The organism is Delftia deserti (assembly GCF_042653485.1).
Lineage (GTDB): Bacteria > Pseudomonadota > Gammaproteobacteria > Burkholderiales > Burkholderiaceae_C > Comamonas > Comamonas acidovorans.
The window spans coordinates 2,882,105-2,904,966 of record NZ_JBHSIH010000001.1 but is presented as its reverse complement, the minus strand read 5'-3'; the positions used below and the strand labels follow the sequence as shown (position 1 = coordinate 2,904,966).

Annotated in this window: 23 protein-coding genes; 14 read left to right on the top strand and 9 right to left on the bottom strand. The window is 68.5% G+C overall.

Going from position 1 to position 22,862, the window contains the following annotated elements; translation table 11 throughout:
* Positions 1-184 precede the first annotated feature (184 nt).
* The 4 genes from ACFPFG_RS14170 to ACFPFG_RS14155 all read left to right on the top strand — a co-directional run bounded on the left by ACFPFG_RS14170 (position 185) and on the right by ACFPFG_RS14155 (position 3,509).
* Positions 185-1,084, top strand: a complete 900-nt coding sequence (locus tag ACFPFG_RS14170; RefSeq protein WP_183021468.1) for a transporter substrate-binding domain-containing protein — start codon at positions 185-187, stop codon at positions 1,082-1,084.
* Positions 1,085-1,195: 111 nt separating this feature from the next.
* Positions 1,196-1,948: an amino acid ABC transporter permease gene (locus tag ACFPFG_RS14165; protein WP_043819928.1), complete on the top strand. Its 753-nt coding sequence runs from the start codon at positions 1,196-1,198 to the stop codon at positions 1,946-1,948.
* Between the two features lies 1 nt (position 1,949).
* Positions 1,950-2,621, top strand: a complete 672-nt coding sequence (locus tag ACFPFG_RS14160; RefSeq protein ID WP_012203296.1) for an amino acid ABC transporter permease — start codon at positions 1,950-1,952, stop codon at positions 2,619-2,621.
* Between the two features lie 150 nt (positions 2,622-2,771).
* Positions 2,772-3,509, top strand: coding sequence for an amino acid ABC transporter ATP-binding protein (locus tag ACFPFG_RS14155; protein WP_012203297.1), 738 nt, complete (start codon positions 2,772-2,774; stop codon positions 3,507-3,509).
* A 73-nt stretch (positions 3,510-3,582) separates the two neighbouring features.
* Here ACFPFG_RS14155 and ACFPFG_RS14150 read toward each other — a convergent pair whose 3' ends face one another.
* Positions 3,583-4,512 carry a MurR/RpiR family transcriptional regulator gene (locus ACFPFG_RS14150; protein WP_197953307.1) on the bottom strand — a complete coding sequence of 310 codons (930 nt, stop codon included), beginning with the start codon at positions 4,510-4,512 and terminating at the stop codon, positions 3,583-3,585.
* A 77-nt stretch (positions 4,513-4,589) separates the two neighbouring features.
* Here ACFPFG_RS14150 and ACFPFG_RS14145 point away from each other — a divergent pair, with 77 nt between their 5' ends.
* Positions 4,590-5,759, top strand: a complete 1,170-nt coding sequence (locus ACFPFG_RS14145) for a M20 family metallopeptidase (protein WP_183021472.1) — start codon at positions 4,590-4,592, stop codon at positions 5,757-5,759.
* 14 nt (positions 5,760-5,773) lie between these two features.
* Positions 5,774-6,790 (top strand): Bug family tripartite tricarboxylate transporter substrate binding protein, encoded by a 1,017-nt coding sequence (locus ACFPFG_RS14140; RefSeq protein ID WP_183021473.1) that lies wholly within the window; start codon positions 5,774-5,776, stop codon positions 6,788-6,790.
* Between the two features lie 25 nt (positions 6,791-6,815).
* Here the strand turns inward: ACFPFG_RS14140 and ACFPFG_RS14135 are convergent, their stop codons facing one another.
* The 7 genes from ACFPFG_RS14135 to ACFPFG_RS14105 are packed head-to-tail and all read right to left on the bottom strand — an operon-like array spanning position 6,816 to position 16,091.
* On the bottom strand, positions 6,816-7,805 hold the full coding sequence (locus tag ACFPFG_RS14135; RefSeq protein WP_312371376.1) for a Bug family tripartite tricarboxylate transporter substrate binding protein: 990 nt from the start codon (positions 7,803-7,805) through the stop codon (positions 6,816-6,818).
* Between the two features lie 51 nt (positions 7,806-7,856).
* Positions 7,857-9,110 carry an alkyl sulfatase dimerization domain-containing protein gene (locus ACFPFG_RS14130; RefSeq protein ID WP_380107094.1) on the bottom strand — a complete coding sequence of 418 codons (1,254 nt, stop codon included), beginning with the start codon at positions 9,108-9,110 and terminating at the stop codon, positions 7,857-7,859.
* Positions 9,107-10,450, bottom strand: a complete 1,344-nt coding sequence (locus tag ACFPFG_RS14125) for a DUF1254 domain-containing protein (protein ID WP_380107092.1) — start codon at positions 10,448-10,450, stop codon at positions 9,107-9,109. Before ACFPFG_RS14125 ends, ACFPFG_RS14130 begins: the two co-directional genes overlap by 4 nt.
* 8 nt (positions 10,451-10,458) lie before the next feature.
* Positions 10,459-11,856, bottom strand: a complete 1,398-nt coding sequence (locus ACFPFG_RS14120) for a DUF1254 domain-containing protein (protein WP_380107090.1) — start codon at positions 11,854-11,856, stop codon at positions 10,459-10,461.
* A gap of 24 nt (positions 11,857-11,880) precedes the next feature.
* On the bottom strand, positions 11,881-12,903 hold the full coding sequence (locus tag ACFPFG_RS14115) for a Bug family tripartite tricarboxylate transporter substrate binding protein (protein WP_380107088.1): 1,023 nt from the start codon (positions 12,901-12,903) through the stop codon (positions 11,881-11,883).
* Positions 12,900-15,017, bottom strand: a complete 2,118-nt coding sequence (locus ACFPFG_RS14110; protein ID WP_380107086.1) for an acetate--CoA ligase family protein — start codon at positions 15,015-15,017, stop codon at positions 12,900-12,902. The genes ACFPFG_RS14115 and ACFPFG_RS14110 overlap by 4 nt, the downstream gene beginning before the upstream one ends.
* A 9-nt stretch (positions 15,018-15,026) precedes the next feature.
* Entirely contained in the window at positions 15,027-16,091 is a 1,065-nt protein-coding gene (locus tag ACFPFG_RS14105) for a porin (protein ID WP_380107084.1), read from the bottom strand.
* A 153-nt stretch (positions 16,092-16,244) separates the two neighbouring features.
* Between ACFPFG_RS14105 and ACFPFG_RS14100 the strand changes: the two genes are divergently transcribed.
* The 8 genes from ACFPFG_RS14100 (at position 16,245) to ACFPFG_RS14065 (ending at position 21,838) form a co-directional block, all read left to right on the top strand.
* On the top strand, positions 16,245-16,982 hold the full coding sequence (locus tag ACFPFG_RS14100; RefSeq protein WP_183021481.1) for a Crp/Fnr family transcriptional regulator: 738 nt from the start codon (positions 16,245-16,247) through the stop codon (positions 16,980-16,982).
* A gap of 6 nt (positions 16,983-16,988) precedes the next feature.
* On the top strand, positions 16,989-18,029 hold the full coding sequence (gene pyrC / locus ACFPFG_RS14095; RefSeq protein WP_183021482.1) for a dihydroorotase: 1,041 nt from the start codon (positions 16,989-16,991) through the stop codon (positions 18,027-18,029).
* 33 nt (positions 18,030-18,062) lie between these two features.
* Entirely contained in the window at positions 18,063-18,974 is a 912-nt protein-coding gene (locus ACFPFG_RS14090) for an NYN domain-containing protein (protein WP_183021483.1), read from the top strand.
* Complete coding sequence (locus ACFPFG_RS14085; protein WP_380107081.1) at positions 18,971-19,780, top strand: DUF3025 domain-containing protein; 810 nt, start codon at positions 18,971-18,973, stop codon at positions 19,778-19,780. The genes ACFPFG_RS14090 and ACFPFG_RS14085 overlap by 4 nt, the downstream gene beginning before the upstream one ends.
* 82 nt (positions 19,781-19,862) lie before the next feature.
* On the top strand, positions 19,863-20,741 hold the full coding sequence (gene htpX / locus ACFPFG_RS14080; RefSeq protein ID WP_380107079.1) for a protease HtpX: 879 nt from the start codon (positions 19,863-19,865) through the stop codon (positions 20,739-20,741).
* 154 nt (positions 20,742-20,895) lie between these two features.
* Positions 20,896-21,153, top strand: coding sequence for a type II toxin-antitoxin system Phd/YefM family antitoxin (locus ACFPFG_RS14075; RefSeq protein ID WP_012203319.1), 258 nt, complete (start codon positions 20,896-20,898; stop codon positions 21,151-21,153).
* Entirely contained in the window at positions 21,153-21,350 is a 198-nt protein-coding gene (locus ACFPFG_RS14070) for a PIN domain-containing protein (RefSeq protein WP_374623151.1), read from the top strand. The genes ACFPFG_RS14075 and ACFPFG_RS14070 overlap by 1 nt, the downstream gene beginning before the upstream one ends.
* Positions 21,351-21,478: 128 nt before the next feature.
* The gene (locus ACFPFG_RS14065) at positions 21,479-21,838 is read left to right on the top strand and encodes a YXWGXW repeat-containing protein (protein ID WP_183021486.1); all 360 of its coding nucleotides are present in this window, start codon (positions 21,479-21,481) and stop codon (positions 21,836-21,838) included.
* Position 21,839: 1 nt separating this feature from the next.
* Here the strand turns inward: ACFPFG_RS14065 and ACFPFG_RS14060 are convergent, their stop codons facing one another.
* Positions 21,840-22,757, bottom strand: coding sequence for a LysR family transcriptional regulator (locus ACFPFG_RS14060; protein WP_197953279.1), 918 nt, complete (start codon positions 22,755-22,757; stop codon positions 21,840-21,842).
* Positions 22,758-22,862 lie beyond the last annotated feature (105 nt).

The window sequence follows — 22,862 nt, the reverse complement described above, 5'->3', positions numbered from 1 at the left end:
CATGGCACGGCAGTTGCTTGCCTGAATCCGGCTGACGTGCTGGAAAGCCCTAGCACGTGTCGGTGCTCCGGCACCGTGCGTGATTGCACAATATGTGTCACATCGTTGATAGTTCGAGCCAGCCCACAAGGCGACTCGACCGTTCTCATCAAGACCGTTTTCGTTCTCATCTCAGGAGACCCGTATGAAAAAGCATTTGTTGGCCATCGCCGTGACCGCCCTGGCTGCAGGCAGCGCTTTCGCGCAGGCTGGCGACACCCTGGCCAAGATCAAGTCCTCCGGCGCCGTGACGCTGGGCGTGCGTGAATCCTCCGGCCTGGGCTACACGCTGGGCAATGGCAAGTACGTGGGCTTCCATACCGAGATGGGCGAGCGCGTGCTGGCCGACATCCAGAAGCAGCTGGGCCTGGCCAAGCTGGACATCAAGTACCAGCCCGTCACCTCGCAAAACCGTATCCCCCTGGTGACCAACGGCACCGTGGACATCGAGTGCGGCTCCACCACCAACAGCCAGGCCCGCCAGAAGGATGTGGCCTTTGCCGTGACCACCTACGTGGAAGAAGTGCGCATCGCCGTCAAGGGCAACTCCGGCATCACCGGCATCAAGGACCTGAACGGCAAGACCATCGTCACGACGACGGGCACGACCTCGGTGCAGACCCTGCGCAAGAACAAGCGCGCCGACGGCCTGACCTTCAAGGAAGTCATGGGCAAGGACCACGCGGACAGCTTCCTGATGCTGGAAACCGGCCGTGCCGACGCCTTCATCATGGACGGCTCCATCCTGGCCGCCAACATCTCCAAGTCCAAGGCACCTGCCGACTACAAGATCGTCGGCGAAACCCTGTCGGTCGAACCCATCGCCTGCATGCTGCGCAAGGACGACCCCGCCTTCAAGAAGGCCGTGGACGATTCCATCAAGCGCCAGATCGCCGACGGCTCGCTGGCCAAGCTCTATGACAAGTGGTTCATGCAGCCGATTCCCCCGGCCAACGTGAAGGTCGGCCTGCCGCTGTCCGACGCCACCAAGGACGCATGGGCCCACCCCAACGACAAGCCCATGGAGTCGTACGAAGTCAAGTAAGCACCAGCTGAATGCCGCCCCTTCTGCCATGCGGTTGGAAGGGGCGTTTTTTGTTGCGTCGCCGGTTTTCTGCCGGCACGCATTTCGTGTTTTGAATGAAGGGGTGCTCCTATGAGTTGGGATTGGCAGGTGTTCTGCCAGGACACCATTACCCAAGAGGTCGGTCAAAGCTGCTTCGGCAAGAACGGCGATATCACCTACCTGGACTGGATGCTGTCGGCCTGGGGCTGGACCATTTCCGTGTCGCTGCTGTCGCTGGTGATCGCACTGGTCGTCGGATCGCTGATCGGCACGCTGCGCACTTTGGAAGGCCGGCCGTGGATCGTGCGGCTGGGCAATGCCTGGGTGGAGCTGTTTCGCAATATTCCGCTGCTGGTCCACATCTTCATGTGGTACCACGTGGTGCCGTCCTTTGTTCCTGCGTTGAAGTCGCTGCCGGGCTTCGTGCTCGTGGTGCTGGCACTGGGTTTCTTCACCTCGGCGCGTATCGCCGAGCAGGTGCGTTCGGGCATCCAGGCGCTGCCGCGCGGCCAGCGCTATGCGGGCATGGCGATGGGTTTCACCACGTTCCAGTACTACCGCTACGTGCTGCTGCCCATGGCGTTCCGCATCATCATCCCGCCGCTGACCAGCGAGACCATGAACGTGTTCAAGAACTCGTCCGTGGCCTTCGCCGTGTCCGTGGCCGAGCTGACCATGTTCGCCATGCAGGCGCAGGAAGAGACTTCGCGCGGCATCGAGATCTATCTGGCCGTCACCGGCCTGTATGTGATTTCCGCCTTTGCCATCAACCGCATCATGGCCTTCATCGAGAAGCGTTCGCGCGTCCCGGGTCTGATCGCTGCCAGCGGCGGAGGACACTGACATGAACCTGCAAATCGACTGGTCGTTCTTCACCTGGGACCTGTTCAGCAACTTCGTGCTGAAGGGCCTGTACTTCAGCCTGACGCTGACCGTCATCGCCACCATCGGCGGCGTGCTCTTCGGCACCGTGCTGGCGCTGATGCGCCTGTCCGGCAAGAAGTGGCTTGATGTGCCCGCCACGCTCTACGTCAACGGCATGCGCTCCGTGCCGCTGGTGATGGTGATCCTGTGGTTCTTCCTGCTGATGCCGCTGATCATCGGTCGGCCCATCGGCGCCGAGGTCTCGGCCATCATCACCTTCATCGCCTTCGAGGCGGCCTACTTCAGCGAGATCATGCGCGCGGGCATCCAGTCCATCCCGCGCGGCCAGGTCTCCGCGGGCCAGGCCATGGGCATGACCTATGGGCAGAACATGCGCCTCGTGGTGCTGCCGCAGGCCTTCCGCAACATGCTGCCCGTGCTGCTGACACAGACCATCATCCTGTTCCAGGACACCTCGCTGGTCTATGCCATCGGTGCCTACGACATGCTCAAGGGCTTCGAAGTGGCGGGCAAGAACTATGGCCGTCCCATCGAATCCTATCTGGCCGCTGGCGTGACCTACTTCGTGCTGTGCTACTCGCTCTCGTGGGCAGTCAAGCGCCTGCACAAAAAGATTGCCATCATTCGATGACACACCACCCCCTGAGTCGCTTCGCGCCTTCCCCCTTCAAGGGGGACGACGGCCTTGGCTGCGGGGCGGCCCTTGCTGGCCGTCCCGCCCCCATGACCGCGCCCCTTGTCGGCGCGGCGATGGACAACTGACACGAGTCGGAGTGAACCAATGATTGAACTCAAGAACGTTTCCAAGTGGTACGGCAGCTTCCAGGTGCTGACCGACTGCTCCACCAACATCCAGAAGGGTGAGGTCGTGGTGGTCTGCGGCCCTTCGGGCTCGGGCAAGTCCACGCTGATCAAGACCATCAACGCGCTGGAGCCCTTCCAGAAGGGCGAGATCTTCGTGGACGGCGTGGCCGTGCACGATCCCAAGACCAACCTGCCCCAGCTGCGCAGCCGCGTGGGCATGGTGTTCCAGCACTTCGAGCTGTTCCCGCACCTGTCGGTGACCGAGAACCTGACCATCGCCCAGATCAAGGTGCTGGGTCGCAGCCCGGACGATGCCAAGAAGCGCGGCCTGAAGATGCTGGACCGCGTGGGCCTGACGGCGCACAAGGACAAGTTCCCGGGCCAGCTGTCGGGCGGCCAGCAGCAGCGCGTGGCCATTGCGCGCGCGCTGTCCATGGACCCCATCGTGATGCTGTTCGACGAACCCACCTCCGCGCTGGACCCCGAAATGGTCGGTGAAGTGCTGGACGTGATGATCGGCCTGGCCAACGAAGGCATGACCATGATGTGCGTGACCCACGAAATGGGCTTCGCACGCAAGGTGGCCAGCCGCGTGATCTTCATGGACGTGGGCGGCAAGATCCTGGAGGACTGCTCCAAGGACGAATTCTTCGGCAACCCGGAAGCGCGCCAGCCCCGGACCAAGGAATTCCTCAACAAGATCCTGCAGCACTGAGCAGGCTCGGCCCCCACGGGGCATTGCAGGGAAAGGGCGCTTCGGCGCCCTTTTTTCTTTTCTTTGGCCCGGCCTAGGCTTTCCTGGTTCTGGCGCGGGCAGCGCCCGTGCGCGGCTCGGCCTTGATCAACTGGTGGTTGAACTCCCGCCACAGGCCATCGCGCCGGGCCAGCGCCTCGGACACGTCCTTGTGGCGCAACTGGGCCACGGCCGAGACCAGGGCATTGCACAGGTAGAAGGCGGCCGTGTAGGAGTGGAAGGGCGAGGCATTGGCCGTGCGCACCTGCAGCCAGTGGTGGGCCACGGTGGCCAGGGGGGCCGTGGGGCTGTCGGTGATGGCCAGCACCCGGGCGCCGGCTTCCGAAAATCGCTGCGCCACCTCGTAGGTGCCGCGTGAATACTGGCTCACGCTGAAGGCCAGCAGCGTGTCCGCAGGGCCTATCCAAAGCAATTGGTCGGTCGGCGCGATGGCGCCCGCGTCCAGCTGCTGCACGCCGGGGCGGCACATGTTCAGGTGCAGGGCCAGCCAGGCGGAGACCGGCGAGCTGTTGAGCTGGGCCAGCACGAACACGCGGCCCTCGTCCTGCGCAAGCTTGCGGGCCATGGCCTCGAAGGCCGCCATGTCCAGCCCTTCGCGCGTGGCCTGGATGTTGTGCTGGTCGTGCAGCAGCGCATCGTCCACGCACTCGCTCAGGCTGCGCTGCGCGCCCAGCAGCACGGGCGCGCGCTGGGCGGCCGTCTGCAGCAGCGCCGTCACCTCGCCGCGCGCCTCGCGCTGGGCCTCGGCATAGCTGGCATAGCCGAGCTTGGCGAACAGGCGCACCACGGTCGAGGCGCTGGTGCCTGTGCGCGCTGCCAGGGCGGTGGCCGATTCCAGCAGCGCATGCGGGTAGTCGCTGCCCAGGGTCTGGGCCAGCGTCTGCTCGCTGGCCGTCAGGTCCGCGCCCTGCTGCGCCAGGCGCTGCGGCAGCAGCAGCGCGGCTTTTTGCAATGGTGATTTCATGTTTTTCTTGTATATGCAATGTGTATTGCAAAATAGGGGGTCGCGTGCAACACTGCATGCACTCTGGAGATTCCACCATGCACGATACCCTCGAACAAAGCCGCGTGCAGCAGCGCGCGAGACTGCTGGACTGGCTGGGCGGCCAGCAGCAGGCCATGCAAGACCTGTTGCACAGGATTGTCGATATCGACAGCGGCAGCCGCGATGAAGCCGGCATCCTGGCCGTGGCCCAGGCCCTGCGCGAGCGGCTGGAGGCGGCCGGCGTGGCCGTGCGCTTCGAGGACGTGCCCGGCTACGGCGTGCTGCTGCATGCCGACGTGTCCGGGCCCGGCGAGGGCGCTCCCATCTATCTGATGGGCCACATGGACACCGTCTTTCCGGCCGGCACCGTGGCGCGCCGCCCCTTCCGCGTGGAAGACGGCCGGGCCTACGGTCCCGGCGTGGCCGATATGAAATCGGGCCTGGTGCTCAACGTCTTCGTGGCCGAGGCCTTTGCGCGCTGCGGCGGCCTGGGCGCGCCGCTCAAGCTGTTCTTCTCGTGCGACGAGGAGATCGGCTCGCCGGCCACGCGCCAGACCATCATGGACACGGTGCGCGGTGCGCGCGCCGTCTTCAATGCCGAGCCGGGCCGCGCCAGCGGCAACCTGGTGACCAGCCGCAAGGGATCGATGGCCGTGGAGTTCGAGGTGCAGGGCGTGGCCGCCCATGCGGGCATCAACCACGCGGCCGGCGCCAGCGCGCTGGAAGCCATGGCGCGCAAGCTGCTGGCCCTGCATGCGCTGACCGATCCCGCCACGGGCACCACCACCAATGTGGGCGTGCTGCAGGGCGGCATCGTGCCGAACATGGTGGCGCCCCACGCCAAGGCCGAGCTCGATGTGCGCTACACGGCCCAGACCGATCCCGATGCGCTGATGGAGCGCATCCGCGCCATCGTGGAGGAAGAATCCGTGCCCCGCACCCAGGGCCGCGTCACCGCCGTGCGCCGCACCCTGCCCATGGCGCCCACGCCTGATGCGCTGCTGCAGTTGTACCGTCGCGGCGCGCAGTCGCTGGGCTTTGATGTGCAGGGCGAGTTCACGGGCGGTGCGGCCGACAGCGGCCTCACCGCCTCGGTGGGCGTGCCCACGCTGTGCGCCACCGGCCCCGTGGGCGGCCATCCCCATACCGAGCGCGAGTACTGCGAGCTGGCCACCTTCGTGCCGCGCGCCCAGGCCGTGGCCCTCGCCATCTTCGACCATCCTTGACTCCGCTGATACCCATGAAAAACCTGTCCGTGAACGCATCCCTCCCCACCCGCCGCAAGCTGCTGGGCGCAGGCCTTGGCCTGGCGGGCCTGTCCGCGCTGGCGCCGCTGGCCGCGCGCGCCGATGACAAGTACCCCTCGCGCCCGATCACGCTGGTCGTGCCGTTTCCGCCCGGCGGCTCGGTGGACATCATGGGCCGCCAGTACGCCGAGCCCCTGTCGCGCATCCTGGGCGCGCCCATCGTGGTGGAGAACCGGCCTGGTGCCGGCGGCTCGGTGGCCACGCAGTACGTGTCGCGCGCCAAGCCCGATGGCTACACCCTGGTCGTGTCCTCGCAGAGCAGCCACCTGGCCAATCCGCTGACCCAGCCCAAGATCGGCTACGACCCCATCAAGGACTTCGAGAACATCGCGATCCTGGGACGCCAGCCCAATGCGCTGATGGTGCATTCCAGCCTGCCCGTGAAGAACTTCCAGGAGTTCATCGAGTACGTGAAAAAGCGTCCCGGCCAGGTCAACTACGGCAGCGCCGGCATCGGCAGCATGGGCCAGCTCAATGTGGAAATGCTCAAGGCCGCCACGGGCATCTTCGCCACGCACATCCCCTATCGCGGCGGCTCGCCGCTGGTCACGGCGGCCATCGGCAACGAGGTGCAGTTCATCCTCGACAACCTGGTCTTCATGCTGCCCCACGTGCAGTCGGGCAAGGTGCGCGCCCTGGTCGTGGCCTCCGAGCAGCGCCTGCCCATGCTGCCCGACGTGCCCACCATGGCCGAGGTCGGCTATCCCCAGCTCAACATGAGTTCCTGGACCGGCATCGCTGCGCCTGCGGGCACGCCCGACGCCATCGTCCAGACGCTGTACAAGGCCATCCGCCAGGCGGCCACGGCGCCGGCCATGGTGGCCAGCCTCAAGGAGCGCGGCGTGGTCGCCCCCGAGGAGATGAGCCCCGCCGCCTTCGAGAAGATGATGGCCGAGCGCCTGAAGCTCTTCGGCGAGGTGGTGCGCAAGGCGCATATCGTCGCCGAGTGAGCCTGGCCCTCCGAGGGCCTGCGGCTCAGTCCAGCTGCACGCCCACCTCGCGCACCAGCCGCCCCCAGTCCGCCAGATCCTGGCGCAGCGTGTCGGCGAATTGCGCGGGCGTGGTCCGGGGCAGGTCGGTCAGGTTGAGCTCGGCCAGCTTGCCGGCCGTGGCCGGGTCCTGCAGCAGCTGGTTGATGGCGGCGTTGAGCTTGTCCACGATGGGCTGCGGCGTCCTGGCCGGCGCGAACAGGCCGTACCAGGAATAGTTGTGGAACGGGTAGCCCGCCTCGGTCAGGCTGGGCAGGTCCGGCTGGCTGGGAATGCGCTTGTCGCCGCTGTGCGCGATGGCGCGCACGCGGCCCGCACGCACCAGCTCCACGGTGGACGAGGTGTCCGCAAACGCGGCCTGCACCTGTCCGCCCAGCAGCCCCTGCACGCAGGGGCTGCTGCCCTTGTAGGGCACATGCTGCATTTGCAGGCCGGCCTGCTTGAGCAGGAATTCCATGGTCAGGTGCCCGCCCGAGCCCTGGCCCCAGGAGCAGTAGCTGAGCTGGCCGGGCCGTGCGCGTGCATAGGCCACGAACTCCTTGAGGGTGTGCACGGGCAGCTCGCGCGAGACCAGCAGCAGATTGCCCGCGCGGCCTATCTGCGCAATGGGGGCGAAGTCCTTGATCGGGTCATACGGAACCTTGCGGTAGAGGCTGGGGTTCACGGCCATGGACGCCGTGTAGGTGAACAGCAGCCGGTAGCCGTCCGGCGCACTGCGCGCGGCCTGCTCCACGCCGACAAGGCCGTTGGCGCCGGGCCGGTTGTCCACCACGAAGGGTTGCCTGAGCAGCCGGGTCAGGCCTTCGGCAAACACCCGCGCGATGGTGTCCGTGCCGCCGGCGGCGGCCGTGGGCACGATCAGCGTGACGGGGCGGGCGGGGTAGTTGCCGGCATCCTGTGCCGGCTGGGCGTGGCCTGTACAGGCCATGGCCAGCAGCAGGGCCCAGGCCATGCCGTGCTTCTTCATCGTCTTCATGCACTTGTCTCCTTGTGTCGCCTTGTGTCGCCTTGCCTGTGCGCGGCCCCGTCAGCGCAGCCCCAGGCGCGCCTGCCGGCCCTGCTCGATCATGTCGGCCCCCACGCGGTAGAGGTTGCGCGAGACATAGCTGTCCACCTCGCGCGCACGCTCGCGCAGCCAGGCGGCCTTCAGGCGCCGGGCCTGGGCGATCTCGGGCGCGTCGCCATCTGCCGTGGCCAGCACGTCGATCACATGCAGGGCCAGCTGCCACTGGCCCGCGTCTGCCAGCGCCTGGGCGCTGGCCACCAGGCCGGGCTTGTCGGTGATGGCATCGGCAATGGCGGCGCTTGCGGCTTCGGGCGGGGCCGGGTGCAGCGTGGTCGGGTTGCGGTCCCACCAGCCGTTTTCCGAACGGTAGATGTCGCGCACGATGTAGCTGGGGTCGCCATAGGTGGGCTTCATCCACTCCACGCCGAACAGTTCCTGCGGATAGTCCATGGCCGCGAGCACCTGCTGCTCGTTCAGGCCCTCGTTCATCAGGCGCACGACTTCGGCGCGCAGCCAGCGCAGCGCCTGTGCGGTGTGCAGCAGCACCTGCTGCACGGCCTGCTCGCCCTCGATCACGGGGCCGAACTCGCGCACGGCCTTGAGCGGGCGCAGCGCGGCCATGGCCAGCAGCGTGTCGGCCCAGCGCACGGTGTCGCGCAGCGTGCGAAAGGGCGTGCCGATGTTCGGGATGGAGTCCAGCAGCGCCGCGCCGCCGTACAGCACGCGCTGGCTGGGGCTCCACAGCGCGATGGCGTCGTCGGTCTCGGACGGCGCCCAGAACAGCTCGATGCGGCTGTCCCCGCTGCCTATCTCCAGCCGTGTGTCGAAGGTTTCGGTGGGCTCGTGCATGTCCAGCCGGTGCTCGAAAAAGCCCGCGCTGCGGTTGAACTGGATCTCGGCCATGCGGTGCTGCAGCGCCCGGGTCTCGCGGTAGCGTGCCTGGCGGCGCGGCAGGTTGCGGTGGGCGATCAGGCGCGGCACTGGCTCTCCGCGCTCGGCCGCATGCTCCAGCCAGGCGGGCACGCCCGCGTTGTAGCCGATGTGGCCGTGGCTATAGCACAGCGCATGCACGGGCGCGTCGCTGAGCTGGCGCAGGCTGGCGATCATGTCCTGGCTGACCTTGCCGCCGGGGCCGGCGTCGATCACCACCAGGCCCACGTCGGTCTCGGCCACGAAGGACTGGCCCTGGCCGCGCAGTATGTGCAGGCCCGGCGCCACGGTTTCGCTGCCGGTGCCCACCAGCAAGAAGGGCTTGTCGTCGTCTCTGGCGTTCATGGGGTCTCCTGTTCTGGTTCGATGGGGGGCAGGGCATAGCGGCCGTCCAGCAGTTCGGGCTGGGGCATGTAGGCGCGCAGGCACAGGTAGAAGCCTTCGCGCGGCGCGGGCAGCCAGTTGGAGCGGTGGTCTTCGCTGGCCGGTGGCGCGTGGCTGATGTGGATAGTCAACCCGCCATCGCCATCGCCATCGCCGTAGCCATCAGCGTCGGGGCGCAGGCCCGGCGTGCGGTCGCCGATCGCATGGCGGTCGATGGGGTTGTCCACCAGCATGCAGTCGTGGGCGCCGTAGAGGGTCAGGGACCAGAAGGCCTGCACGGGCGGCAGCGCGCCCGGTGCAAAGCGCAGCCGGTAACGGCGGCTGCCATGCAGGGGCCGGCCCCGGGCGTCATGCCAGGCCAGCGGGTAGATGGCCTCGCGGCTTTCCAGCATGCCGATGTACTTGAGCGCAATTTCGGCGCGGGCCTGGAAGTTGTCGCCAAAACTGCCTTCGACCAGGGCGGGGAGTTCCCAGCCCGAGTCCAGGCGCCGGCCCGTGCTGGCCGCGCGCAGCCGGGGCAGCACGCTGTCCAGGGCGCGCTGCAGTGCGGCTTGCTGTTGCGCATCGGGTGCGCCCAGCCCGGCGCCCAGGCCCACGGCCGCAAAGCGCGCGACCCGTGCGGTGTGTTCCTCTGGTGGCGGGTTGTCGCGCAGCGCGGCATTCACCTGGGCTGCATAGTGCTCGGCATTTGGCGGGGCCTGGGGGTCGCAGTCCGGGTCGAAGGCGCGGGCCTGCGAGGACGTGCCCGCCTGCCAGTCGGCCAGCGGGCGCACCGCAAAGCCGTCCTGCAGCGCGTGCACGGCGGGCAGGTCATGCTCGCCATCGACCAGGATGCGGCCTATCACCCACAGCCAGGGCGTGGGCGCGGCAATGTGTGCGCCGGGCGCATCGAACGGTGGCGGCAGCGCCCCCTGCCAGCCGGGCGGCGTGACCAGGAAGGAGCGCGCCGCCGTGCCCGTCAGGCGCTGGCCCAGGTGGGCGAAGGGGTTGGTGAAGAAGTCCAGCAGGCCCAGCACGTAGTAGCGGCCGGCCGTGTCGGGCACGTCGATCACCAGCGGCCCGGCGCCCAGGTCCAGCCAGGCGTTGGTGTAGAGCGTGTCGTTGTTGGGCGTGACCACGCGGCTGGTGCCGGCGCGCAGCAGCTGGCGCGCATGCACGAACTGGTTGCACCAGCGCAGCGGTGCGGGCGCGGCCTCGCCCGCCGCATTGCGCCGGGGCGAGGTGGCCGCGCGCATGCGGCGCATCTCGTACAGCGGGCAGGTGTGGATGACGGCCTCTTCGGCCAGGGCGCTCAGGTCCATGGCGTGTCTCATGCGGCCACGGGCTGCAGGGGCGGAACAGGCCATTGGTGCGCGCCTGCCTGCGGGTGGTACATGCGCAGGATGAGGTAGAAGCGCCCGTGCGGCGTGGGCAGCCAGTTGGCGGCGCCCTGTGCCGGTCGGGCATGGCCCAGGTCGATCTGCAGGCTGCCGTCGGCCTCGCGCAGCAAGCCCGGCGTGCGGTCGCCGATGGAGTGGCGGCCGATCTCGTTGCCGTAGAGAAAGCGGTCGGCGTCATACAGGGTGACGGACCAGAAGGCATCGGCCGGCGGCATGTCGGCGGCATTGAAGCGCAGCACATAGCGCTGGCTGCCGTCCAGCGGCTGCAGGCCTGCGTCGTGGTGGGCGGCGGCGTAGATGGCCTCGCTGGTGGCCAGCGCCCCCAGGCCCAGGTAGGCGGTGCGTGCGCGGCCCAGGTACTCGCTGCCGTAGCGGCCGGTGGACGGCGTCATGGTCCAGGGCCGGGGACGGCGGTTGCGCCCCATGGCGGCCACGGTGCGCACGCCGTCGGCAAAGCCCTCGGTCAGGCCTTCGCGCACGGGCTCCTCCAGCTGCTCCCACGCCATGTGGGCGCTGGCCACCAGGCCGGCCTGGCCGAACCAGGACAGCAGCCCCTGGTCCTCCTTGCGGCCAGGCGCCTCGGCCAGCGCATGGCAGAGGTTGGCAAAAAATCGCGGCGCGACCTCGGCCGCAGGCTCCTGGTTCTCGAAGGCGGCCGCCATGGCGTCCACGGGCGGGCCGACCCAGTTCGCGACGGCGGCCGGGCGGCCTCCTTTCGGCGTGCCTGGCGCGGGCTCCAGCCGGATGTCGGCCTGCAGTGCGCGGGCTGCAGGCCAGTCGGGCGCATCGCCCACCACGGTCCGGCCTATCAGCCAGACCAGGTTGCTGGGGCAGTGCACCAGGCGGTGGCCGGCCAGGTGTTCCGGCACCTGGCCGCCCGGCCCGACCAGGACCACGGTCTCGCCTTCGGGCGCGCAGTTGCGCGGTCCCAGGTTCTCGAAATTCTCGGTATAGGCGTCGTACAGGGCCAGCACGAAATAGCGGCCCGGATGTGCGGCGCTGGAGGGCACGGTCAGCAGGCGCGGGCCGTCGGCCAGGTGGATCCAGGCCAGCGAGTACAGCAGGTCGTTGGCGGGCGTGACCACGTCGCGGTCCTCATGGGTGGAGGGGCGCTGGCTGTGGTGCAGCGTGTCGAAGTCGCCGCGCATGTCCAGGCCCAGACCCACACTCAGACCGGTAGCGCGCGCGGCGCCGGCATCGGTCTGCAGGCGGCAGGTGCGGTAGGTCTCTATCAGCGGATAGCCGTAGACAAAGGCGGCCAGGCCGATGGAGCGCGCCAGGGCGCGGCGGACTTCGGGCAGGGAGGGAGGGGTCGGGTTCATGTCCATTGTTTTCTTCAGGGGAGGAGGGGGTCAGTCGAGGGTCACGCCCGTGGAGCGCGCCAGGTCCAGCGCCACGGGCAAAAAGGCGGCGTAGGCGGCGCTGGCCTCGGCCGGGCTGTTGCCCTGGGCCTCCAGGCCCAGCGCCTCGACACGCTGGCGCACCTGGGGCTCGCGCATCACGGCGGCGACCTCGCGGCCCAGGCGTTCGACGATGGCGTCGGGCGTGCGCGCGGGCGCCATCAGCGAGATCGATCCCGTGATGGCGTAGACGGGCTCGCGGTAGCCCTGCTCGGAAAAGGTGGGCACATCGGGCAGGGCCTTGCTGCGGCGCGGTCCGGCCACGGCCAGGGCGCGCAGCTTGCCGGCGTCGATGAAGGGCTTGAGCGTGGCGGCCGAGCCCAGCGTCATCTGGATCACGCCGCTGATCAGGTCGATGGACATGGGCCCCTCGCCCTTGTAGGCCACGTGCATCGTTTGCAGGCCGTAGGCCTTGTCCATGAAGACCTGGACCTGGTGCGGCTGCGTGCCCGCCCCCCAGGAACCCATGGCGTACTTGCCCGGCGACCGGCGCACGGCCTCGACCAGACCCTTGAAATCCCTGGCCGGCACGGCCGGATTGACGGCCATCACCATGGAGGGCGAGACCACGTCCGAGACCATGCGCAGCTCGGTGCGGGGGTCGTAGGGCAGCTTCTTGTAGAGCACCAGGTTGGCCGTGATGGGCCCGGGCACGGTCAGCAGCAGGGTGTGGCCGTCGGGCACGCTCCTGGCCACATGCTCGGTGCCGATGATGCCGCCCGCGCCGCTGCGGTTGTCCACCACCACGGGCTGGCCCAGGCGCTTGGCCAGGCCCTCGGCCAGGATGCGCGCCACGGTGTCGGTGGAGCCCCCGGCCTGGTATTGCACGACGATGCGAACGGGACGGGAGGGATAGCCGTCCTGGGCCAGCGCGGCGCTGCAGGCCAGGGCAAGGCAGGTCAGCGCGGCGGTGCGCAGCAGGGGTGTGTTCATGGAGGCCTCCGGGCGGGAGATGGAATGGGCATTGGCTTTCATGCAGCCTCCCTGCCGATGACCAGCGCATCGACGGCCACGCAGCCGCCGTCCGCGCGCGGGCGGGCGATCAGGGGGTTGATCTCGGCGCTTTCCAGCGTGGCGCCTGCGCGCTGCGCAAAGCCGGCCAGGGCGCACAGCGTGTCGGCAATGCTGTCCAGGTCCACGCGGGGGCGGCCGCGCGCGCCGTCCAGCACGGCAAAGGCCCGCAGCTCGCGCACCATGGCCAGCGCGTCGTCGCGCGCGATGGGCAGCAGGCGCAGCGAGACATCGCGCAGGATCTCGGCATGAATGCCTCCCAGCCCGAACATCAGCACCGGGCCGAATACCGGGTCGCGGTGCACGCCCGCGATGCACTCCACGCCGCCCTGCACCATGGGCGCGGCCAGCGCGCCGTCGATCAGGGCATCGGGCCGGGCCTGGCGCGCGTTGGCCAGGATGCGGTCGAAGGCGGCCTGGGCGCCGGCCGCATCCGCCAGGTTCAGTGCCACGCCGCCCACGTCGGACTTGTGGGCGATGGCATCGCTGCAGACCTTGAGGGCAATGCGTCCGCCCATCTCCTGCGCGGCCTGCGCTGCCTCGGCCGCCGTGCGCACCAGCCGGTGCGGCACCACGGGCACGCCGGCCTCGGCCAGCAGGGCCATGCTGCGCCACTCCGACAGCGTGCCCGCCGGCAGGTGCAGTGGGCTGCCTGCCTGCGCCCCGGCAGCCAAGGCCTGAGGGGCTTCATGCAGGCGGGCCAGCGCCCCAATGCAGCGTATGGCCGCGCCCGGGTCGGCAAACACCAGGCAGCCCAGCGCCTCCAGCGCATCGCGGCGCTCGGGCGGGCACAGCGTGCTGACGGCCAGCAGGGTATCGGGATGGTGGGTGCGCAGCGTCTGCACCAGGCTTTGCAGCACGGGCCAGAAGGCGTCGGACAGGCCTCCTGCCGCGAAGAAGCCCAGCCAGCTGTCGAACTGCCGGTCGGCCAGCATCAGGCGGGCGCTGCGCTCCAGCAGCGTCATGTCGTTGGTGACCTGGCCCGTGATGTCCACGGGGTTGCGCGGCGCGGCAAACGGCACCCATTCGCGCAGCTGGCGCTGGGCCGCGTCGGACAGCGGTGCCACGTCCAGGCCGGCTGCGCTGGCGTCGTCGGCCATCATGGCGCCCACGCCGCCCGAGACCGTGAACAGTCCGATGGACCGCCCCTTGGGGGCCCGCGCGATGGAGGCACTGGCCGCCAGCGCGAAGAAGTCGGTGATGGAATGCGCGCGCAGCACGCCGTAGCGGCGGAACACCGCGTCATAGACGGCATCGTTGCCCGCCAGCGAGGCCGTGTGCGATGCGGCGGCGGCCGCGCCCAGGGCGCTGGTGCCCACCTTGCACATGACCACGGGCTTGCCGCGCTCCTGCGCCAGGGCCAGGGCCGCGCGCAGCCGGGGGCCGTCGCGGCAGCCTTCCATGTAGGCCATGATCACGTCGGTCTCGGGGTCCTGGGCCAGCCAGGCCAGGCCATCGGCCAGTTGCACATCGGCCTCGTTGCCCGTGGTGGCCCACAGCGACAGGCCCAGCCCGCGCTCGCGCGCCAGGCTGTAGGCATAGGCCCCGAAGGCGCCCGACTGGCTGACCATGCCGATGCGCCCGGGCCGCACCAGGCCGCCGCCCGGCGCGGGCGAGAACGTGGCGTAGACCTGGTGGCCGGGCCGCATGAAGCCCAGGCAGTTCGGGCCGATGAGGCGTATGCCCGCCTCCTGCGCGCGCCGCGCCAGCGCCTGCTGGGCGGCCGTGCCGTCGGCGCCGGTCTCGGCATAGCCCGAGGAAAACAGCACCATGGACTGCACGCGCGCGGCGGCCGCATCCTCCAGCACGCCGGCCACCTGCGATTGCGGCACGGCGACGATGGCCAGGTCCACCGGCGCGCCGATGGCGGCCAGCCGCTCGTGCGCGGGCAGGCCCTGCACGCGGCTGGCGCGCGGGTTCACCGCATACAGCGCGCCGCCGTAGCCGAAGCGCAGCAGGTAGTCCAGCGGAATGCCGCCGATCTTGCTGGCCTGGTCCGAGGCGCCGACCACGGCGATGGAGCGCGGCGCGAACAGCGCGTCGAGCCGGGAAGTGTCGAAGCAATGGCTGTCGGTCATGTGTGTCCCTCAGAAGTTGTGGCGCACGCCCAGCGCCAGGGACCGCACGCCGTCGCCGCTGTTGGCGGCCACCGGCACGTTGGCGATGGCGGCCGAGGCATTGGCCGCGTTGCCCAGCTGCAGCCAGCGCGCGTAGAGCACGGTGCGCTTGCTCAGCGCGTAGTCGTAGCCCAGCGTCCAGGTGTTCTGGGCGCGGTCCGTGCCGCCCACCTCGCGCCGCGCCACCGAGACCAGCAGCCTGGAGCGCGCATCCACGCTCCAATCGGCGCCCAGCTGGGCCAGCTTCGCCTTGGGCGTGCCTGCACGGTCCACGCGGTTGATGACGTAGTTGCCCGTCAGGCGCAGCCCGTCCAGGGCTTCCCAACTGGCCGACAGTGCCTGGTACTGGCTGGTGGCGGGCGCGGCCACGGGCGCGGCGGCGCTGCCTTCCACGGACTTCTGGAAGCTGTAGGCCAGGAACCAGGGCTTCTGGTTCCAGCCCAGCGTGGCGCCGTAGAGGCGGCCGTTGCTGCTGTTCGGCGAAGCCGCTTCGCCAAAGGAATAGGCCAGGTCCGCCAGCCAGGGCTGGCCGGCCGGCGTGCGGTAGCGCACCAGGTTGTTGGCCCGCGCCGCAAACGGCCGCAGGCCGGCCTGGGCATCGGTGGCCGACACCAGGTTCAGCGAGGAAAACAGCGCGTTCATGCCCAGCGGATCGGCCCGGAACAGCGCACCGAACATGGGCGTGTACATGCGGCCCATCTCCACGGCGCCCCAGCCGCTGTTCAGTCCCACCCAGGCCTGGCGCGTGAAAGCCAGGCCCGGGCCTGGAATGGTGCCCAGGCCCGTGTCGGGTGCCACGCCGGCCTCCAGCATGAACTGGGCGCGCAGGCCGCCGCCCAGGTCCTCGCTGCCGCGAAAGCCGATGCGCGATGCCGCGCTGCCTCCGTCCTCCAGCCGGCTCAGGCGCGTGGCGCCCGACCTTGCGCTGTTGATGTGGGCGTCGACGATGCCGAACATTTCCACGCTGCCCTGGGCCCCCGCGGTGGCTCCCAGGGTCGCCATGCCTGCGGCGGCCAGCCAATGCTTGTGCTTCACGAACTTGTCTCCTTGGTAGCGCCCCGGATGCTTTGCCCGGTGGCTTGCTTGCTACTATCCCGAGCGACAGGGGATGCACTCTGTCAAGCCATTGACAAATGGCGGTACATGGGCACCGGACTAACCCGGGGCCTTCGACAACGTGAGAGAACCATGCGCTCCAAGCCTGCTCCCGTGGCCGACCCGTCGGCGCTGATCCGCCGCGCCCTGGGCCTGTGCCGCATGCTGCGCAACTGGCCGCCCGAGGTGCTGGACGAGCTGACGGCGCTGTCCCGCCTGGGCCGCTACGAGCGCCACCAGCAGGTGCGCGCCGCCGACCCCAAGCGGCGCGAGGTGCTGGTGGTGGCTTCGGGCTGCGTGGAAGTGGGCGGCGTGGACGCCACGGGCTCGCGCTTCGTGCTGTCCATGCACAGCGCGGGCGACATCGTGGGCCTGGCGCGGCTGCTGGAGCACACGCAATTCGTCTACGACTACCACGCGCACCAGCCCACCGTGCTGGTGGAGATCCCCGGCGAGTCCTTCCTGGCCTTGCTCGACGCGCATCCGCTGCTGTGGAAGGACATCTGCCTGCTGGTGCTGGCGCGCATGCACGAGCTGATCGTCGTCCAGCAGCGCCACGCCTTCAGCAACATCGACAACCGCGTGGCCGAGCTGCTGGCGCGGCTGGCCCCCACGCATGGCCAGCCCGCGCCCGACGGGCAGGGCGTGGTGCTGCGCATCTCGCAGAGCGACCTGGCCGCCATGCTCTCGGTCTCGCGCCAGACCATCAACAAGGAGCTGCGCCTGCTGGAGCAGCGCGGCCTGCTGCACGCGGCCTATGGGCGGCTGACGCTGGTCGATCTTGCCGGCCTGGGGCGCGCGGCCGCAGCCGGCCCGGCAATGGGACAATAGCGCACCATGACCGCCTCCACCGACACCCTCACGATCACCCGTCCCGATGACTGGCACCTGCACGTGCGCGATGGCGAAGCCATGCGCAGCGTGGTGCCGCATACGGCCGCGCAGTTCGCGCGCGCCATCATCATGCCCAACCTCAAGCCGCCGGTGACCACCGCCGTGCAGGCGCTGGAGTACAAGCAGCGCATCCTCTCGGCCGTGCCCGAGGGCATGGCCTTCGAGCCGCTGATGACGCTGTACCTCACCGACAACCTGCCGCCCGAGGAAATCGTGCGCGCCAAGGCGGCCGGCGTCGTGGCCTGCAAGCTCTACCCGGCAGGTGCCACCACCAACAGCGACCACGGCGTCACCGACCTGCGCAAGATCTACCCCACGCTGGCAGCCATGCAGCGCGAAGGCCTGCTGCTGCTGGTGCACGGCGAAGTCACCAGCAGCGACATCGACCTGTTCGACCGCGAAGCCGCCTTCATCGACCAGCACCTGATCCCGCTGCGCCGCGACTTCCCCGAACTCAAGATCGTCTTCGAGCACATCACCACGCGCGAAGCCGCCCAGTACGTGACCGAGGCCGACCGCTTCGTGGGCGCCACCATCACGCCCCAGCATCTGCTGTTCAACCGCAACGCCATCTTCACGGGCGGCATCCGTCCGCACTACTACTGCCTGCCCGTGCTCAAGCGCGAGACGCACCGCCTGGCCCTGGTGGAGGCAGCCACCAGCGGCCTGCCCAAGTTCTTCCTGGGCACCGACAGCGCGCCGCACGCGGCCCATCTCAAGGAGCACGCCACCGGCTGCGCGGGCTGCTACAGCGCCCACGCCGCCATCGAGATGTATGCCGAGGCCTTCGACAATGCCGGCGCGCTGGACAAGCTCGAAGCCTTCGCCAGCTTCAACGGCCCGGACTTCTACAGCCTGCCGCGCAACACCGGCAAGATCACCCTGGTGCGCGAAAGCTGGACGCCGCCGGACAGCTTCGCCTTCGGCGAGGCGCAACTGAAGCCCCTGCGTTCCGGCGAAGCCTTGCCCTGGAAGCTGGTTTAAGCTGGCGGGACTGCCACCCGCCAGAGGATTGCCATGCCTGAGCCGCAACCGCGCATCGCCCTGCTGATCGACGCCGACAACGCGCCGGCCGAGATGATCGACGAGATCCTGACCGAGCTGTCGACCTTCGGCGTCATCGACATCCGCCGCGCCTACGGCAACTGGACCAAGCATTCGCTCGGCGGCTGGCAGCGCAAGCTGCTCGATTTCGCACTGCGGCCCATGCAGCAGTTCGACTACTCCAAGCACAAGAACGCCACCGACATGGCGATGACCGTGGATGCCATGGAGCTGCTCTACACCGAGCGGCCCGACGCCTTCGGCATCGTCTCCTCCGACGCCGACTTCACCCCGCTGGTCATGCACCTGCGCTCCAAGGGCGCGGCCGTCTACGGCTTCGGCATGGCGCAGACACCCCAGCCCTTCGTCAATGCCTGCTCGCGCTTCCTGTACCTGGAGGCGCTGGGCGAGGCGGCGCCCGCCAACGGCAATGGCCAGGACGCCGCGCATGAGGCGGGCCAGGCGGCGGTGCCGCCCGTGGCTGCAGCTGCGGTGGCTACCGCTCCCCAGCCGCCGAACGGCGCTGGAAAGGAGCGTGCGCCGGCCCAGGCCGAGAACGAACCCTCGGCAGAACCCCAAGCCCAGCCCCAGCGTCCCTGTCTGCGCGTTCCTAGCCAGGAACTGCGCCAGGACAAGCGGCTGCTGGCCATGCTGCGCAGCGCCGTCAACGCCACGCAGGATGAAAGCGGCTGGGCCCATGTGGGCGCCGTGGGCGCGCAGATCGGCAACAAGGCCTCGTTCGATGCGCGCAACTACGGCTACGCCACGCTCACCAAGCTGCTGGCGGCCACGCAGGCCTTCGAGATGCGCGACGAAGGCACCTCGCGCGTGGCCGTGCGCGACAAGCGCCTGGCCAAGGCGCAGTCCAGGCCGTCCGGCAATTGACGTTCCCCATCGACTGGAGTGCGCCCTGGCTGCAGGGGCTGCAAACGCAGGGCAGGGCGGCCTGCCTGCAGGTGACCCAGGGCCGGCCGGTCTGGCAGGCCTTGCAGTCACTGGCCGACGCACAGGCGCTGCCCTGGCGCTTTGTGCCCCAGCACGACCTGCCCGAAGGCACGGCCTACGAGCAATTCATCTTCGAGACGCGCTGCATCCCCACGCGCGACAACCTGCATGACTTCTTCAACGGCCTGATCTGGCTGCGCTGGCCCGCGCTCAAGCAGCGCTGCAATGCCCTGCAGGCCGGCGCCATTGCCCAGGCGGGCGTGGGTTCGCAGCGCGGGCCGCTGCGCGATGCAGTCACCGTGCTGGACGAGAACGGCGCCCTGCTGCTGGCGCCGGCCGCGCTGTGCGAGGCGCTGCGCCACCGGCGCTGGCACCAGCTCTTCGTTGAGCAGCGCGCGCTGTGGCGCCAGGCCAGGCTGCTGCCCATAGGCCATGCGCTGCTGGAAAAGCTGGTGCAGCCGCGCAAGCCCATCACGGCCCATGTGCTGTGCGTGCACACGGATGGGGCAGGCGCCACGCCGGCTTCTGCCGCAGCGGATATCGACACCTGGCTGGCCGCCAGCGCCTGGCTGGAGCCGGACACGCTGGCGGCCAAGCCTTTTGCACCCTTGCCCGTGCTGGGCGTGCCCGGCTGGTGCCACGAGAACGAGAACTTTTCCTTCTATGATGACTCTCTCGTGTTCCGGGCGCCCCGTTCCGTACAAGCATCACAACAAGGAATGACAACGGCGCAGGACCCGGCTTGAAAACAGCCGGTGGGGCCCTCACTTTTCAACGCTGCAGGGCCCAGATCCTTCCCCCTTTCCCCACTTTGTGGAGAACCCACTGATGAAACGCATCGCACTTTTTCTTTTGACCAACGTCGCCGTCGTGGTGGTGCTGGGCATCGTCGCCAGCCTGCTGGGCGTCAACCGCTTCCTGACTTCCAATGGCCTGAACCTCGGGGTCCTGCTGGGCTTCGCCTTCATCATGGGCTTTGGCGGCGCCATCATCTCGCTGCTGATCTCCAAGCCGCTGGCCAAGTGGAGCTCGGGCGTGCACGTGATCAACGAGCCGCGCAACGCCGATGAGGCCTGGATCGTCAACACCGTGCGCGGCTTCGCCGACCGTGCCGGCATCGGCATGCCCGAAGTCGGCATCTACGAGGGCGAGCCCAATGCCTTCGCCACCGGCGCCTTCAAGAACTCGGCCCTGGTGGCCGTGTCCACGGGCCTGCTGGAAGGCATGACGCGCGAAGAGGTGGAGGCCGTGATCGGCCACGAGGTCGCCCACATCGCCAATGGCGACATGGTGACCATGACACTGATCCAGGGCGTGATGAACACCTTCGTGGTCTTCCTGTCGCGCGTCATCGGCTATGCCGTGGACAGCTTCCTGCGCAAGAACGACGAAAGCAGCTCGGGCCCCGGCATCGGCTACTACGTGACCACCATCGTGCTGGACATCGTGCTGGGCTTCCTGGCCGCCATCATCGTGGCCTGGTTCTCGCGCCAGCGCGAGTTCCGCGCCGACGCGGGCGCCGCCCAGCTCATGGGCCGCAAGCAGCCCATGATGAATGCCCTGGCCCGCCTGGGCGGCATGCACCCCGGCGAGCTGCCCAAGAGCGTGGCCGCCATGGGCATTGCCGGTGGCATCGGCAAGCTGTTCTCGACCCACCCGCCGATCGAGGAGCGCATTGCCGCGCTGCAAAACGCGCAGAACCTCTGATTCAGGATCAGGTTAGACACGCTGGAGCCTGTCCAGTGGGAGCCCGGTCATCGACTGGGCACCGCTTACCGAAGCCCCATCAGAAATGCTTGTCCGGTGCTGCATTTATACGAATGTAGTAACGTACAAGCATTTTCTTTGACGGAGGTGCGTCATGCAGATTTCGACCTTCAGCAGCCGTGAATTCAACCAGCATGTTTCCGCTGCCAAGAAAGCGGCCAGCGGTGATGACGTGGTCTACATCCTGGACCGGGGGCAACCTGCCCACGTGCTGATGAGCATTGAGAAATTCCGTGAACTGTCGGGGCAGACCCGGAACATTCTTCAATTGCTGGCCATGCCCGAGGCCGCCGATATCGATTTCGACATTGAGCGTACGAAGGATTTGCCGCGCGCCGTGGACCTGTCCTGATGTATCTGGTGGACTCCAACATCGTTTCCGAACTGCGCAAGGCATCGTCTGGCCGCGCGAACGATGGCGTTGTGGCCTGGGCGCAATCGGTCGCGGCCACGGCAAAGGTGCATGGCTTGTGCGTGGTCACTCGCAACATCAAGGATTTCGAGCCGTTCCATGTTCATGGAGTGCGCGTCTTGAATCCTTGGATATAGGGCCCGTCTCAACCTCACGTACAGCCAGACTTGATCTTTACCCAGGCTTCACAAGCCCCTGTCAACAACCGGCAGGGGCTTTTTCGTTGTATCTGCATGGCCGCCCAAAGTGCGGCCAGGAGTGCATCGTGAAGTCTGTATCGATTCAAACGCCGGGCCGTCGCCTGGTTTCGGCCCTGGTCCTGGCTGCCGCCACCGTGGCATTGACCGGCTGCGTGGTGGCGCCTGCCTATCCCGTAGGTCCTTCGGGCGAGGTGGTCTACGCGCCCATGGCGCCGCCGCCGCTGCAGACCGAGGTCATTCCGGTCGCTCCCTCACCGGTGCATGTCTGGATCGGCGGCTCCTGGGGCTGGGGTGGCGGCCGCTATGCCTGGCGCCCCGGCTACTGGGCCGCGCCGCCGCATCCCGGCTATGCCTGGCGCCCGCACGGCTGGGACCATGGGCCGCGTGGCTGGTACCAGCGCCCGGGCGGCTGGTACCGTCGCTGATTCAGGTGGCGGCAGCGTCGCCGCTGCCGCTGCCACCCTGGCCGGCCTTGGCCAGCAGGAAGTCGATGCAGGTGCGCACGGCCCGCGTCTGGTGGCGGTCGGGCAGGTACAGCAGGTACATGTGGGTGCCGAAGATGCTCAGGCGGTACTCCTGCAGGGTCAGCACCACCTCGCCGCTGGCCACCTTGTCCTGCACCACGTAGTCGGGCACCAGGCCCACGCCCAGGCCCGCCAGAATGCCCTGGCGCAGGAACGGGAAGTGCTCGGAGATCATGGTCGGCGCCAGCAGCACCTCCTGGCGGTCCGTTCCCTGGTAGGCCGACAGGCGCAGCTGGCGGCCCATCACGCCGGCCGTGATCAGCGGGCTGTTGCGCAGCTCGTACAGCGTGGCGGGCAGGCCGTGCTGCTGCGCATACTCGCGTGAGGCGCAGGCCACGTAGTGCACATTGCCCAGGCTGCGCGCAATCACCGACAGCGGCGGCTCCTGGATCACGCGGATGGCGATGTCCACCTCGTCGCGCAAATGGTCGGCCCGGTTCTCGAACAGCACATCCAGCACGATGGCCGGATACAGCCGCTTGAACTCGATCAGCCAGTCGCTCATCACGATCTGCCCATAGCCGCTGGGCACGCTCAGCCCCACGCGGCCTGCCATCCCCTGGCCCAGCGACGTGATCGTCTCGCGCGCCGACATCATCTCGTTCTGGATCGCGCGGCCATGCTCGTACATCCGCAGCCCCACCTCGGTCGGCTCCACGCGCCGCGTGGTGCGCCGCACCAACTGCACCCCCACCGATTTTTCCAGCTGCGTCAGGTGATAGCTCACATTGGCCCGCGTCATCTTCAGCTTGCGCGCCGCCTGGCTCAGATTGCCGCTATCGATGATTTCCACCAGCAGGGTCAGCGAGTTCAGATCCATAGGTATGTCCAGATACTTTGCTTCGCCCACAGCCTATGAAACTGGCGCGCTCCAAAGCCAGGGGCAGCGAGGAAGGGCCTACGCCGGCCGCGCCGCCCCGCACCG